At 70.9% G+C, this 14,106-nt stretch carries 12 protein-coding genes and 2 pseudogenes; 11 read left to right on the forward strand and 3 right to left on the reverse strand.

What is annotated here, in order from left to right:
- Nucleotides 1-118 precede the first annotated feature (118 nt).
- The 5 genes and pseudogenes from ABTY98_RS04150 to ABTY98_RS04170 all read left to right on the forward strand — a co-directional run bounded on the left by ABTY98_RS04150 (nt 119) and on the right by ABTY98_RS04170 (nt 4,280).
- Nucleotides 119-1,045 carry a proline dehydrogenase family protein gene (locus ABTY98_RS04150; protein ID WP_352219320.1) on the forward strand — a complete coding sequence of 309 codons (927 nt, stop codon included), beginning with the start codon at nt 119-121 and terminating at the stop codon, nt 1,043-1,045.
- A gap of 251 nt (nt 1,046-1,296) precedes the next feature.
- Nucleotides 1,297-2,928, forward strand: a complete 1,632-nt coding sequence (gene pruA / locus ABTY98_RS04155) for an L-glutamate gamma-semialdehyde dehydrogenase (protein ID WP_352219321.1) — start codon at nt 1,297-1,299, stop codon at nt 2,926-2,928.
- A 59-nt stretch (nt 2,929-2,987) separates the two neighbouring features.
- Nucleotides 2,988-3,306 (forward strand): annotated as a pseudogene (locus ABTY98_RS04160) (SDR family NAD(P)-dependent oxidoreductase); the annotation flags it as partial.
- A gap of 19 nt (nt 3,307-3,325) precedes the next feature.
- Nucleotides 3,326-3,865, forward strand: a complete 540-nt coding sequence (locus ABTY98_RS04165; protein ID WP_352219322.1) for a GNAT family N-acetyltransferase — start codon at nt 3,326-3,328, stop codon at nt 3,863-3,865.
- Between the two features lie 283 nt (nt 3,866-4,148).
- A complete protein-coding gene (locus tag ABTY98_RS04170) occupies nt 4,149-4,280 on the forward strand; it encodes a hypothetical protein (RefSeq protein ID WP_089098576.1) in 132 nt (43 codons plus the stop codon).
- Between the two features lie 122 nt (nt 4,281-4,402).
- Here ABTY98_RS04170 and ABTY98_RS04175 read toward each other — a convergent pair whose 3' ends face one another.
- Together ABTY98_RS04175 and ABTY98_RS04180 are read right to left on the reverse strand one after the other, a co-directional pair.
- Nucleotides 4,403-4,651: a hypothetical protein gene (locus ABTY98_RS04175; protein ID WP_352219323.1), complete on the reverse strand. Its 249-nt coding sequence runs from the start codon at nt 4,649-4,651 to the stop codon at nt 4,403-4,405.
- Between the two features lies 1 nt (nt 4,652).
- Nucleotides 4,653-4,964, reverse strand: a pseudogene (locus ABTY98_RS04180) (phosphoesterase); the annotation flags it as partial.
- A gap of 137 nt (nt 4,965-5,101) precedes the next feature.
- On the opposite strand from ABTY98_RS04180, the gene ABTY98_RS04185 reads away from it, so the two are divergent.
- The 4 genes from ABTY98_RS04185 to ABTY98_RS04200 all read left to right on the forward strand — a co-directional run bounded on the left by ABTY98_RS04185 (nt 5,102) and on the right by ABTY98_RS04200 (nt 10,029).
- A complete protein-coding gene (locus tag ABTY98_RS04185) occupies nt 5,102-6,145 on the forward strand; it encodes a 3-isopropylmalate dehydrogenase (RefSeq protein ID WP_352219324.1) in 1,044 nt (347 codons plus the stop codon).
- A 323-nt stretch (nt 6,146-6,468) separates the two neighbouring features.
- A complete protein-coding gene (locus tag ABTY98_RS04190; protein ID WP_352219325.1) occupies nt 6,469-7,557 on the forward strand; it encodes a branched-chain amino acid aminotransferase in 1,089 nt (362 codons plus the stop codon).
- An 81-nt stretch (nt 7,558-7,638) separates the two neighbouring features.
- Nucleotides 7,639-8,712 (forward strand): hypothetical protein, encoded by a 1,074-nt coding sequence (locus tag ABTY98_RS04195; protein WP_352219326.1) that lies wholly within the window; start codon nt 7,639-7,641, stop codon nt 8,710-8,712.
- 15 nt (nt 8,713-8,727) lie between these two features.
- Entirely contained in the window at nt 8,728-10,029 is a 1,302-nt protein-coding gene (locus ABTY98_RS04200) for a KamA family radical SAM protein (RefSeq protein WP_352219327.1), read from the forward strand.
- Nucleotides 10,030-10,057: 28 nt separating this feature from the next.
- On the opposite strand, the gene ABTY98_RS04205 is transcribed toward ABTY98_RS04200, so the two are convergent.
- A complete protein-coding gene (locus tag ABTY98_RS04205) occupies nt 10,058-11,530 on the reverse strand; it encodes a cytosine permease (protein WP_352219328.1) in 1,473 nt (490 codons plus the stop codon).
- Between the two features lie 155 nt (nt 11,531-11,685).
- Here ABTY98_RS04205 and ureA point away from each other — a divergent pair, with 155 nt between their 5' ends.
- Together ureA and ABTY98_RS04215 are read left to right on the forward strand one after the other, a co-directional pair.
- Nucleotides 11,686-12,390, forward strand: a complete 705-nt coding sequence (ureA, locus tag ABTY98_RS04210) for an urease subunit gamma (RefSeq protein ID WP_352219329.1) — start codon at nt 11,686-11,688, stop codon at nt 12,388-12,390.
- On the forward strand, nt 12,387-14,099 hold the full coding sequence (locus tag ABTY98_RS04215; protein ID WP_352219330.1) for an urease subunit alpha: 1,713 nt from the start codon (nt 12,387-12,389) through the stop codon (nt 14,097-14,099). The genes ureA and ABTY98_RS04215 overlap by 4 nt, the downstream gene beginning before the upstream one ends.
- The last annotated feature ends 7 nt before the right edge of the window (nt 14,100-14,106 follow it).

A 14,106-nucleotide genomic window follows, 5' to 3' on the forward strand; every position in this document is an offset into this window, starting at 1 on the left:
GCGTGACAGCTGTCGATGGCCCACGATCGGAGAGATCCCTAACTTTCACGGTGGTTCTCCGTGCCGTATCCACATCGTCGGATCGCGGCCGTTCTGGCATGTGTTGTGGAGGTGCCCCGTGCTGGGTCCCGTGATTCTCGCCGCGTCGCGCAGCGACCGGATGCGACGCCTCGTCTCGGCTGCGCCGGTGACGAAGCAGGTCGTCGACCGCTTCATCCCCGGTGAGTCGGTCGACGACATCGTCCCGATCATCGAGGAGCTCACCGGCCGCGGCCTGGAGCTGACCATGGACGTCGTCGGCGAGGACATCACCACCCCGGAGCAGGCAACCGCCGCCCGGGACGCCTACCTGGCACTCGTCGAGCGTCTGAAGGACCTCGGTCTCGGCGAGCGCGTCGAGATGTCGGTGAAGCTGTCCATGTTCGGACAGGCGTTGGACGGCGGTCACGAGCTCGCGCTCGCGAACGTCCGCCCTGTCGTCGAGGCCGCCGCCGCCATCGGTACGACCGTCACCCTCGACGCCGAGGACCACACCACCCTCGACTCGATGTTCGCCATCCACGAGGAGCTGCGTAGGGAGTTCCCGCAGACCGGCTGCGTCATCCAGGCCTACCTCTTCCGCACCGAGGCCGACGCCCGCCGCCTCGCCGAGGCCGGCAGCCGCGTCCGCCTGGTCAAGGGCGCCTACAAGGAGCCTGCCGAGGTCGCCTACCAGCAGAAGCACGAGATCGACAAGGCGTACGTGCGGATCCTCAGGACTCTCATGGAGGGCGAGGGGTACCCGATGGTCGGCTCCCACGACCCGCGCCTCATCTCCATAGCCCAGGAACTCGCCCGCCGCGCCGGGCGCAAGCTCGACGAGTACGAGTTCCAGATGCTCTACGGCATCCGCAGCGACGAGCACCTGCGGCTGGCCGCGGAGGGCCACCGGATGCGCGTCTACACCGCCTACGGCACCGACTGGTACGGCTACTTCATGCGCCGTCTCGCCGAGAAGCCCGCGAACCTGCGGTTTTTCGCGCGCTCGATGGTCAGCAAGGGGTGATGCGCTGGATGAGCCACGGCTATCGGTCGCCGAGGAGTTTCGGAGGCCAACAGCCGCAGCCCTGCGGCCGGCTGAGCCGGACCCAGACCCGTGGAAAGGAGTGACGGATCTCGTGACTCCGCCCCCGAAGGGGCTTCTCACGGCTCGCCACAACGAGTCCGTGACGGTCAAGCCCTGACCGCTGCTCACCATACGCAACCGCTTCAGCCCCCTTGAGCCGAAGCCAGGGAATCACCCGGAAGAGGTAACCCATGGACGCTGTGACCCAGGTCCCCACCCCCGTCAACGAGCCGGTGCACGGCTACGCCCCCGGCTCGCCCGAGCGCGCCCGTCTGGAGGCCAAGCTCAAGGAGCTGGCCGAGAACCCGATCGAGCTGCCGATGACCATCGGCGGCGAGAAGCGGCTCGGCGGCGGCGAGCCCTTCCAGGTGGTCCAGCCGCACAACCACAAGGCCGTCATCGGCACCGGCCGGCACGCCACCCAGCAGGACGCCCGGGACGCCGTCGACGCCGCCCTCGCCGCCGCGCCCGCCTGGCGCGCGATGTCCTTCGACGACCGCGCGGCGATCATCCTGCGCGCCGCCGAGCTGCTCTCCGGCCCCTGGCGCGAGACCATCGCCGCCTCCACCATGCTCGGCCAGTCCAAGACCGCCCAGCAGGCCGAGATCGACTCGCCCTGCGAGCTGATCGACTTCTGGCGGTTCAACGTCCACTACGCCCGCCAGATCCTCGCCGAGCAGCCCCCGGCCAACTCCCCGGGCGTCTGGAACCGTATGGACCACCGCCCGCTGGAGGGCTTCGTCTACGCGATCACGCCGTTCAACTTCAGCGCGATCGCGGGCAACCTGCCCACCGCTCCCGCGCTGATGGGCAACGTGGTGGTCTGGAAGCCGTCCCCGACGCAGACCCACGCGGCCGTCCTGCTGATGCAGCTGCTGGAGGAGGCCGGGCTGCCCAAGGGCGTCATCAACCTCGTCACCGGTGACGGCATCGAGGTGTCGAAGGTCGCCCTGGAGCACCGCGACCTCGCCGGCATCCACTTCACCGGCTCCACCAAGACCTTCCAGCACCTGTGGAAGACCGTCGGCAACAACATCGAGAAGTACCGCACCTACCCGCGCCTGGTCGGCGAGACCGGCGGCAAGGACTTCCTCGTCGCCCACCCGTCGGCCGACCGCGCGGTGCTGAAGACCGCCCTGACCCGGGGTGCCTTCGAGTACCAGGGCCAGAAGTGCTCCGCGACCTCCCGCGCCTACATCCCCGCGTCCATCTGGAACTCCGGCTTCCGCGAGGAGTTCGCCGCCGAGGTCGACTACCTGACCATGGGTGACGTCACCGACCTGACGAACTTCATCGGCGCCGTGATCGACGAGCGTGCCTTCGCCAAGAACAAGGCCGCGATCGACCGCGCGAAGACCGACCCGGCCTGCGAGATCGTCGCGGGCGGCTCCTACGACGACTCGGTCGGCTACTTCGTCCGCCCGACGGTCGTCGTGTGCAGTGACCCGGAGAACGAGGTCTTCCGCACGGAGTACTTCGGCCCGTTCCTCGCCGTGCACGTCTACGAGGACGACCAGTACGACGAGATGCTGACCCAGATGGAGTCGGTGTCCGACTACGCGCTCACCGGCTCGGTCATCGCCAACGACCGTGGGGCGGCGGCGTACACGATGGAGAAGCTGCGCTACGCGGCCGGCAACTTCTACATCAACGACAAGTCGACCGGTGCCGTCGTCGGCCAGCAGCCCTTCGGCGGCGGCCGCGCCTCCGGCACCAACGACAAGGCCGGCGCCCCGCAGAACCTGCTGCGCTGGACGCTGACCCGCGCGATCAAGGAGACCCTGGTCGCGCCGACCGACTACACCTACCCGCACATGGGCTGACCCACAGCCCGCCCGTGCTCGGGCCGGGAAGCCTGACCCCCACGAGCAGGCTTCCCGGCCCGTTCCCAGTCAACGTCAGCAGCGGAATGGGCTCGTTCGCCGCCACCCATGACCCGGAGCGCGTCGAGTCTCTGTCGTCTCCCCCCTCTACACCGCCTCGAAGGCGGCCCTCACCATGCTCACCACCCAGTGGCCAAGGCCTTCAAGGACATCCGCGTCAACGCGGCCGACCCCGGCTACGCGGCGAGCGACCTCAACGCCCACAGCGGCCCGCAGACCGTCACCGGGGGCACCGACGCGATCGCCCGCCTTGCGACCGAGCCCTCCGACGCCGGAACGGGTCGCTTGATCGACCGTCACGGCTCCCTCGACCGGTAGTCCGTACGACACTTGGGCCATGTCTCTTCGCGTCGCCCACACCGCCGACCTCGCCCGCGCCGACCTGCGCGCCGCCCGCGCTCTCCTCTACGAGGCGTTCGGCGGGGACGTCGCCGACTCCGACTGGGAGCACGGCCTGGGCGGGATGCACGCCCTCGTCCACGACGAGGGCGGGCTCGCTGCCCATGGCTCGGTCGTCATGCGCCGAGCCCGGTACCAGGGCCGCTGGCTGCGGGTCGGCTACGTCGAGGCCGTCGCCGTACGCCCCGACGCCCGCCGCAGAGGCCTGGGCGGGCAGGTGATGGCGGCCCTGGAGCGGATCATCGACCGGGCATACGACCTCGGGGCGCTCGGAGCGAGCGACGACGGCGCCCGGCTGTACACCGCCCGGGGCTGGCAGCGCTGGTCCGGCAGGGTCTGCGCGCTGTCCCCGGACAAGGGGATCGTGCGCCTGGCGGAGGAGGAGGGATGTGTGTTCGTGCGGCCCGGCCTCGCCGGAGATGTCCTCGACCCCGCCCACGAACTGCTCTTCGACTGGCGCGACGGCGACGTCATGTAACCCGTTCGCCCCTCCGGGACCACCCGCCCCGACCGTCGAACCTCCAGCTCACAGCCGTGTGAGCCGCTACGCCGTCTCAGATAGTAGGAAGTCCGAGTAATTGTGCAGACAGGAGCGGGCCGCTCGCTTACTTTTGTAGGAGCCGAACGTCTCGCTCGATCAAGCGAATGGCGGTCGTGAGCGTGCCCCCTGCAGGCAACCCCTGCGGCACCGCTCCCCGCCCCTTCCGGCGTCTCGTAACCCCCATTTCGTTACTCCATGTACGTCGAAGGAGTCGATTCCCATGGCCGAGACGACCGTCCGCCGCCGTGTCCGCCACGTGTCCCGGACCAGCGAGTCCGAGCGCAAGAACGCCGCCGCCGCCCTCCAGCGCGCCCTCGACCGCCGCGACAACGGCGGCGAGACCGGCCACTGAGCCCACCCGGGAACGCCGGTAGCACGTGTAACACCCTAGAAGCGGGAGCCGCACCCGCACGGGGTACGGCGCGGCCGGGACAGCCGCGCCGTACCCCAGGACCGGGCCCCGGCGCGCCGGTGTCAGCCGCCGCGCCGTATCTCGAAGTGGTCGACCCGCGCACCGCTCCGGGCCGGCGCGGACACCCTCAGCCGCGGGGTGGTACCCGCCTCCGCCTCGACCCTGAGGAAGGAGAAGCCGGTGTACCGCACCCGCGACCACTCCACCGTCTCCGCCACGTTGCGCTGCCCCTTGGCCCACACGATCCCGTCCCGCGTCGGGTCGGCCGAGCCGCCGACCGGGACCGCGCGGCCGACCGCACCGCCCTTCACCGAACGGCTTCCGGACCGCGAACGGCACCTGCCAGGAGATCCGCATCCGCGTCCTCGGGTCGGCGCCGAAGGCGAGATGGCGGCCGAACGGCACCACGGCCGCACCGCGGATCGCCGAGGTGGCCGGTGCCGCGCTCGCCGGCCCACTCGCGCAGCCGATCACCAGGCTGCCGGCCGCCGTCGTGCCCGCCACCCCGCCCGCCGTCACCAGCGTGCGGCGGCTCACCAGCCGGGTGGGCAGGTACTCGTACTGCTCGGCCATGCTCATCCTGGCGGCGAGCCGCGGCGGAACGCCGAAGTCGGGGATGGCCATCTCCATGCCGGGACCATGCCCAGCGCAGGTCAACACCGGGCCCACGTACGGGTGAACGCCGGGCGACGGGACGACCCGCGATGTCCGGATGGCGGACACCGCGTGTCATCCCATGGGACGAGGAGTAGGGTGCCGACATGTCTCGCAGCATCGATCTCGCAGTGATCCCCGGTGACGGCATCGGGCAGGAAGTCGTGGCCGAAGGCCTCAAGGTCCTCTCCGCCGTCCTCCCGGAGGACGTGAAGCTGGAGACCAAGGAGTACGACTTCGGCGCCCAGCGTTACCACGCCACCGGTGAGACCCTCACCGACGCCGACCTCGACGCGCTGAAGACGCACGACGTCATCCTGCTGGGCGCGATCGGCGACCCGAGCGTCCCCTCCGGGGTCCTGGAGCGCGGCTTCCTGCTCAAGCTCCGCTTCGCCTTCGACCACCACGTCAACCTGCGTCCGTCGAAGCTCCTCCCGGGTGTCGCCACCCCGCTGGCCGGCGAGCCGCAGATCGACTTCGTCGTGGTCCGCGAGGGCACCGAGGGCCCGTACACCGGCAACGGCGGCACCATCCGCAAGGGCACCGAGCACGAGGTCGCCACCGAGGTGTCCGTCAACACGGCCTTCGGTGTGGAGCGTGTCGTCCGGGACGCCTTCGCCCGCGCCCAGGCCCGTCCGCGCAAGAAGCTCACGCTGGTCCACAAGAACAACGTGCTGACCTTCGCCGGACACCTGTGGACGAACATCTTCAACAAGGTCGCCCAGGAGTTCCCCGAGGTCACCACGGACTACATCCACGTGGACGCGGCCACCATCTACCTGGTGACCGATCCGGGCCGGTTCGACGTCATCGTCACCGACAACCTGTTCGGCGACATCATCACCGACCTCGCCGCGGCCGTCTCCGGCGGCATCGGCGTCGCGGCGAGCGGCAACATCAACCCCTCCCGCGAGTTCCCCTCGATGTTCGAGCCGGTCCACGGTTCCGCGCCCGACATCGCCGGCCAGGGCAAGGCCGACCCCACCGCCACGGTCCTGTCCGTCGCCCTGCTGCTGCGCCACCTCGGCTACGACGCCGAGGCCGCCCGGATCGAGGAGGCCGTCACCGCGGACCTCACCGAGCGCCAGGGCAAGCCCGCCCGCTCCACCTCGGAGATCGGCGACGCGCTCGCCGTACGAGTAGCCGGCTGACCCGCCGCGCTGCCGATTGACTTCGAAGCCGCCGGGTCGCACACGCGCCCGGCGGCTTCCCCATGCCTGCCGCCGGGTGCCACCATCAACCCCGGGTCCGCATTCACCCCGATTCCTTCCCGCCCGACCCCCCGCGAGATAATCGAACGCGGAGCCGCGGTACGAGGGAATGCTCGGACGTCCTACCACTGGACACCGGCGTACGGGCGTGAGCGCGGCCCATCACTACAACCGGTGCTGCATCTCCCGGGGGACAACCCCCGGACCCCCGGCCGAAAGACCGGAGCCGCCGGCCACAGCCTGGAAGCGAAGGACACCTACTCATGACGACGCCCACGATCGAGCTCAAGCCGTCCGCGCACCCGCTCGCCGCCGCCGAGCGCGAGGCGATCCTGGCCAGCCCCGGATTCGGCCGCCACTTCACCGACCACATGGTGACGATCAAGTGGACCGAGGGCCGTGGCTGGCACGACGGCCAGCTCGTTCCGTACGCGCCGATCCCCCTCGACCCGGCCACCAACGTCCTGCACTACGCCCAGGAGATCTTCGAGGGCCTGAAGGCCTACCGCCGCCCCGACGGCTCGGTCGCCACCTTCCGCCCCGACCAGAACGCCAAGCGCTTCCAGCGGTCCGCCCGTCGGCTCGCCATGCCCGAGCTGCCGGTGGAGACCTTCATCGAGGCCTGTGACGTCCTGGTCCAGCAGGACAAGGACTGGGTCCCGGCCCACGGTGGCGAGGAATCCCTCTACCTGCGCCCCTTCATGATCGCCACCGAGGTCGGCCTGGGCGTCAAGCCGGCCAACGAGTACCTCTTCCTGGTCATCGCCTCCCCGGCCGGCGCCTACTTCCCCGGCGGGGTCAAGCCGGTCTCCATCTGGGCCTCCGAGGACCGGGTCCGCGCCGTCCCCGGCGGCATGGGCGACGCCAAGACCGGCGGCAACTACGCGGCCTCCCTGCTCGCCCAGGCCGAGGCCGCCGCCCAGGGCTGCGACCAGGTCTGCTACCTCGACGCGGTCGAGCACAAGTGGGTCGAGGAACTCGGCGGCATGAACCTGTACTTCGTGTACGGGGACAAGATCATCACGCCGACCCTCACCGGCTCGATCCTCGAAGGCGTCACCCGCGACTCCCTCCTCACCGTCGCCCGTGACCTCGGCTACGAGTCCGAGGAGGCCCGCGTCTCCATCGAGCAGTGGCAGCGCGACTCGGAGAACGGCACCCTCACCGAGGTCTTCGCCTGCGGCACGGCCGCCGTGATCACCCCGGTCGGCACGGTCAAGCGCACCGGCGCCGAGTGGCGGCAGTCGGACGGCGAGCCCGGCGAGGTGACCATGAAGCTCCGCGAGGCCCTTCTCGACATCCAGCGCGGCAAGGTGGCGGACAAGCACGGCTGGATGCACCAGCTCGGCTGACCGGTCTTCGGCCGTCCGTTCGACGCGTATCGCCTCCCCCGTACGGGTATCTCCTCAGTCCACACGGGGGAGGGGGCACGCGTGAGCGGACGGTCGCCGATGCCACGGCTGCGCTGGCTGATGCGGACCTTACGGACACCGCGCCGGCCGCAGAGCCTCACCGTGCTCGGGCTGCTCACCGCCGTCGCCGCCCTGCTGCTGTGGCGGGCCTCGACGATGGACAACTACGGGCAGAACCTCGCGCTCAACCTCGGCACCGACATCGTCGGCGTGGTCGTCACCGTGTTCGTCATCGGCCCGCTGATATCCCGGGCCCAGGAGGGCCGCGTCCGCGAGCACACCCGGCTCGACTACGAGTGGTTCGCCTCCCAGGTGTACGGCTCGACGTCCAACGTGAAGGTCCTCGACACCTTCTCCAACCTGTTCGGCCCGCAGTTCTCCGAGCGCCTCTTCCGGGGTGTCAGAGCCGCCACCGCGAGCGGCGCCCGCGTCCAGATCCTGCTCCTGGACCCCGACTCCCTCGCCGCCATCCTGCGCGGGCGCGAACTGGGCGAGCAGAGCGCCGACATCCGCCGCGACATCATGCGCAACCTGCGCACCCTGGACGCGTTCGTCCGGCGCCTGGACGACACCTCCCGGCATCTGCTGGAGGTACGGCTGTGCTCGACCTCCCCCGGAGTCACCCTCTACCGCTGGGACGAGCGCTGTCTGGTCTCCTTCCTCACCGTCGGCCGGCTCTCCGGCGAGGGCGTCCAGCTGGAGGTCGCGGTCCGCTCCCCACTGGGCACCTTCGTGGAGCAGCGCTTCGACGAGCTGTGGCAGCAGGGCAAGCCGATGGAACGGTTCACCCGCCTCCCCGTCACCCTCGTCGACGCCACCGACGGGCGGCGGGAGTTCGTCTGCCGCTTCGTCTTCCTCGACGACCGCCTGTATGTCGCCGCGCCCGACCTCGTCACGTATCTGGCCCGCCGCCGGCTGGACCAACTCAGCGCGTACAGCGAGTCACTGACCGGGGCCGGGGCACACGAGGTGATCGTGGTGGACGACGAGAGCGAGCTGCATCGACGGCTCATCCACCACTTCGGGGAGAAGTACGATGCGCACGCGGCCGCCTTCGTGGAGTTGCGGCCGTCCACGGTCCTGGTCACGGAATAGAGGGCCCCGCCACACATGTGTTCAGCGCACCACCCCCGTTTCCGCGCCTTCACGCCCCGCGACCTGGACGGTCTGCTGCGGCGCGTCTCCCTGACGGACGATCAGCGGCTGGCGCTGCGGGCGGTCTCCTCGGTCCTGCCGTTCCGTACGAACGCCTATGTCGTCGACGAGTTGATCGACTGGTCGGCGGTGCCCGAGGACCCGGTCTTCCGGCTGACCTTCCCGCAGTCCGGGATGCTGCCCGGGCCCGACGTCCGCCGGATGGCCGGCCTGCTGGCCCGTGAGGCGCCCAGGGCCGAGGTCCAGCGTGCCGCCCACGAGATCCGGATGCGGCTCAACCCGCACCCCTCGGGCCAGCTCGACGCCAACGTCCCCGTGCACGAGGGGCGGCGGCTGACCGGCCTCCAGCACAAGTACCCGGAGACCGTGCTGGTCTTCCCGCGCCAGGGCCAGACCTGCCACGCCTACTGCACCTACTGCTTCCGCTGGGCCCAGTTCGTCGGCGAGGCCGATCTGCGCATCGCCACCGACGACATCGCGGCCACGTCCGCCTATCTGCGCGCCCACCCCGAGGTGAGCAGCGCCCTGATCACGGGCGGTGACCCGCTGGTCATGAGCACGGAGGTCCTGCGCCGCTACGTCGAACCCCTTCTGGAGATCGACACGATCCGCTCGATCCGCATCGGCACCAAGTCGCTCGCCTTCTGGCCGTACCGCTTCACCACCGACCGCGACGCCGACGACCTGCTCCGCCTCTTCGAACAGGTGGTGGCGAGCGGCCGGCACCTCGCGCTGATGGCCCACTTCACACATCCGCAGGAGCTCCGCCCGCCCGTCGTACGGGAGGCGATGCGCCGGGTCCGTGACACCGGTGCCGTGATCCGCTGTCAGGGGCCGCTGGTGGCCGGGATCAACGACAGCGCGGACGCCTGGGCCGAGCTGTGGGAGGAGACGACCACGCTGGGCGCGGTGCCGTACTACCAGTTCGTGGAGCGGGACACCGGACCCCAGGGCTACTTCGGCGTCCCGCTGGCGCACGGCCACGCCGTCTTCCGGGACGCCTACGCCCGTGTCTCCGGCCTCGCCCGCACCGTCCGCGGCCCGGTGATGTCGGCGATGCCCGGCAAGGTCTGCGTGGACGGCGTCGCCGAGGTGGCCGGCGAGAAGGTCTTCGTCCTGCACCTGATCCAGGCACGCGACCCCGACCTGGTGGACCGGCCGTTCTTCGCCGCGTACGACGAGGGTGCGACCTGGTTCACGGACCTCAAACCGGCGTTCGGGGCGAGCCGGTTCCTGCCGGGGCTCGAGCCGGGCTGACCGGTGCGGGTCGACCGGGGTGACCGCCCTACCGGGGGCTGTGCCCCCAGACCCCCGCTTCGGCCTGAACGGCCTCGTCCTCGATCGCCGGACCGGCTGCACGGGCAGGGCTCTGGCCGAATGGGGCCCGGGGTTGCAGCAGCAGGTACACCACGCCGCCCACCAACCCCGAGAGCAGGAAGCTGCAGTCCACCCCGCCCGTCAGCGACAGCAGCGGCCCCTCGTACGACGGCAGGGACACCGCCAGCAGGCCGACTCCCGCCCCCAGGGTCCAGGAGACCGTGGCCCGGATGTTCCAGCCGGCCCGGTACCAGTAGATCCCGCCGTGCGAGCGGCGGTTGAAGACCTGGAGGGCGTCCGCGTCGTAGACCCCGCGGCAGCGGCGGAAGCCGATGAGGGTGATGACCGCCCACGGGGTGCCGATGGCGGTGAGCAGGAGGACGAAGGACGTCATCGCGGACTGTGCGTTCCAGGCGTAGTGGCCGACGAAGACGCAGGCCGTGGCGACGATCGCGACCGTGTAGGTGGCGCGGGCGCGGGACGCGCGGGGCAGGATCGCGTCCAGGTCCAGGCCCATCGAGTACAGCATCAGTCCCGCGTTGCCGACCGAGCCCGCCGAGGCGGAGAGCAGGAGGGGGACCAGGTACCAGGCGGGGGAGGCCGACACCAGCGGGCCCGCGTACTCCGTCGCCGCCCGCGCCGCGTACGCGGTGAACGTGCCGAACAGCTGCGGCACCAGCAGGCCCAGGACCAGGCCCAGCCAGGTCGCGTGCAGGACCCGGCGGGAGGTGTGGCGGGCGGGGGAGATGTAGCGGGTGTAGTCGCCGAGGAGGGTGATGAAGGCGACCGGACCCGACAGGCCGGCCGCGACCGCCGCCAGACACCACGTCGGCCAGAAGCCGCCCAGCAGATAGCCGCCCGCCTCCGGCAGGGGGGAGGTGGTGAAGTGCGGGGCGTACGCGAAGATCCCGAGGACCAGCAGGGCGGTCATGCCGACGGCGAGCACCCGGGACATGGCGAGCAGCACGCGATAGCCGTAGACCGCGCCCGCCACCGTCGCCGCCGCGAGCACCGCGTAGACCAGGGCGTACGACACCCCGTCCGCCGGCAGCCCGAACAGCCGCCCCAGCACGCTCACCATCACATCGCCGCCGATCCACACGGTCAGCGCGGTGTAGCCGAGGGCCAGCAGCAGGCCCACCACCGAGCCGACCAGCCGCCCGCGCACCCCGAACTGGGCGCCGGAGGAGGTGGAGAGGTTGGTGCCGGTGCGCAGCGAGACCAGGGCCAGCGGGGCCGTGAACACCGTGCCGGCCACGGTGCCCGCCACCACCGCGCTCACCGACGCCCACCAGCCGAGCCCGAAGGACGGCGGCAGCCAGCCGAAGATGATCACGCCGAGGCAGAGATTGGAGCCCAGCAGGATCGAGACCAGGTCCTTGGGTCCGCTGGTGCGTTCCTCGTCAGGGATGGTGTCGACTCCGCGCTGTTCTATCGGCATGGCTGGTCTCCTTCGACGGCCGCCGGGGGGTACTGAGGCGAGTTAGAGCGACGTTCAATGTCTGTGACCTGGCGGCCGATGTCAATGGTTCCCTTCTCGCAATCCGCCGTTTAGAGTGATGCTCTAAATCCAGGAAGGCAAGGAGGTGCCGGGACGTGAGACTGACCCCCACGGAACGTGACCGGCTGCTGCTCTTCGGAGCCGCCGAGCTGGCCCGCGCCCGCCGCGCCCGGGGCCTCAGGCTCAACGTGCCGGAGGCCACCGCACTGATCGCGGACACCGTCTGTGAGGCCGCCCGGGACGGCAGGAGGCTCGCCGAGGCCATCGAGGCGGCCCGTTCGGTGCTCGGCCCGGCCGATGTGCTGCCCGGCGTCGCCGACGTCGTCACCGAGGTGCATGTCGAGGCCGTCTTCGACGACGGCTCCCGGCTCGCGGTCGTCACCGACCCGATCGGCGGCGGGCTCGGGGAAGGGGCGCCGGGCGCGCTGCTTCCGGGGCCCGAGCACACCGACCCGGAGGCGGTCGTACGGCTCGGCGTGACCAACACCGCGAGCGTCCCCGTCTCCGTCACCTCGCACTTCCACTTCTTCGAGGCCAACCCGCGCCTCGACTTCGACCGCACCGCCGCCTACGGCATGCGCCTCGCCGTCCCCGCCGGCTCCTCGGTCCGTTTCGGGCCGGGGGAGTCGCTGGAGGTCGGCCTGGTCCCGATCGGCGGCGCCCGCGTCGCCATCGGCTTCGCCGGGCTGGTCGACGGGCCGCTGGACGCACCCGGCGCCCGCGAGGAGGCGCTGCGCCGCGCGGCCGCCTGCGGCTACCTGGGCGTTCACGACATCCGCGACGAGGAGGCAGACCGATGAGCCGTCCCGGAGGCCACCCGGCCGAGGCCCGCCGCCTCACCCCCTACGAGTACGCGGCCACCCACGGCCCCCGCGCCGGCGACCGTGTCCGCCTCGGGGACTCGGGGCTGGTGATCCGTGTCGAGGGCGACTCCCAGCGGTACGGCGACGAGTTCCTGGCCGGCTTCGGCAAGACCGCCCGCGACGGACTGCATCTGAAGGCCGCCGCCGTCCGGGACACCTGTGACGTCGTCGTCAGCAATGTCGTCGTCATCGACGCCGTGCAGGGCATCCGGAAGGTGTCCATCGGCATCCGCGAGGGGCGGATCTGCTCGGTCGGGCGGGCGGGGAACCCCGACACCCTCGACGGGGTCGACGTCGTGGTCGGCACCGGTACCTCGATCGTGTCCGGCGAGGGGCTGATCGCCACCGCCGGGGCCGTCGACACCCATGTCCATCTGCTGTCGCCGCGCATCATGGAGGCCTCGCTGGCCTCCGGCGTCACCACGATCATCGGGCAGGAGTTCGGGCCGGTGTGGGGCGTCGGCGTCAACTCGCCCTGGGCGCTGAAGCACGCGTTCAACGCCTTCGACGCCTGGCCGGTCAACATCGGCTTCCTGGGGCGGGGTTCGTCCTCGCACCAGGCGCCGCTGGTCGAGGCGCTGGCCGAGGGCGGCGCGAGCGGCTTCAAGGTGCACGAGGACATGGGCGCCCACACCCGGGCTCTGGACACCGCCCTGCGCGTCGCCGAGGAACACGACGTCCAGGTCGCCCTGCACAGCGACGGGCTGAACGAGTGCCTGTCGGTCGAGGACACCCTGAGGGTGCTGGAGGGCCGCACCATCCACGCCTTCCACATCGAGGGCTGCGGCGGCGGACACGTACCCAACGTGCTGAAGATGGCCGGTGTCCCCAACGTCATCGGCTCCTCCACCAACCCCACCCTGCCGTTCGGCCGGGACGCGGTCGCCGAGCACTACGGGATGATCGTCTCCGTCCACGACCTCAAGACCGACCTGCCCGGCGACGCCGCCATGGCCCGCGACCGCATCCGCGCCGGGACCATGGGCGCCGAGGACGTGCTGCACGACCTGGGCGCGATCGGCATCACCTCCTCCGACGCGCAGGGCATGGGCCGGGCCGGGGAGACCGTCCGCCGTACCTTCGCCATGGCCGGGAAGATGAAGGCCGAGCTCGGCGCCCCGGAGGACGGCCACGACAACGAGCGCGTGCTGCGGTACATGGCGAAGCTCACCATCAACCCCGCGATCGCCCACGGGCTCGCGCACGAGGTCGGCTCGATCGAGGTCGGCAAGCTGGCCGATATCGTGCTGTGGTCGCCCGAGTACTTCGGGGCCAAGCCGCAGCTCGTCCTCAAGTCCGGCTTCCCGGCGTACGGCGTGACCGGCGACCCGAACGCGGCCACCGACACCTGCGAACCCCTCGTCCTGGGCCCGCAGTTCGGGGCCCACGGCGCGACCCCCGCCGACATCTCGGTGGCCTTCGTCGCACAGGCCGCGCTGGACCAGGGCAACGACACGATGCCCACCCGGCGCCGCCGGGTCGCCGTCCGCGGCACCCGTGGCATCGGCCCGGCCGACCTGCGGCTCAACTCCCGTACCGGAGCGGTCGATGTCGACCAGCGCACCGGGCTGGTCACCCTCGACGGCGAACCGCTGCGCTCGGAGCCCGCCGACTCCGTCTCCCTCAACCGCCTTTACTTCCTCTGAGGATCTC

The organism is Streptomyces sp. NPDC096040, assembly GCF_040303265.1.
Lineage (GTDB): Bacteria > Actinomycetota > Actinomycetes > Streptomycetales > Streptomycetaceae > Streptomyces.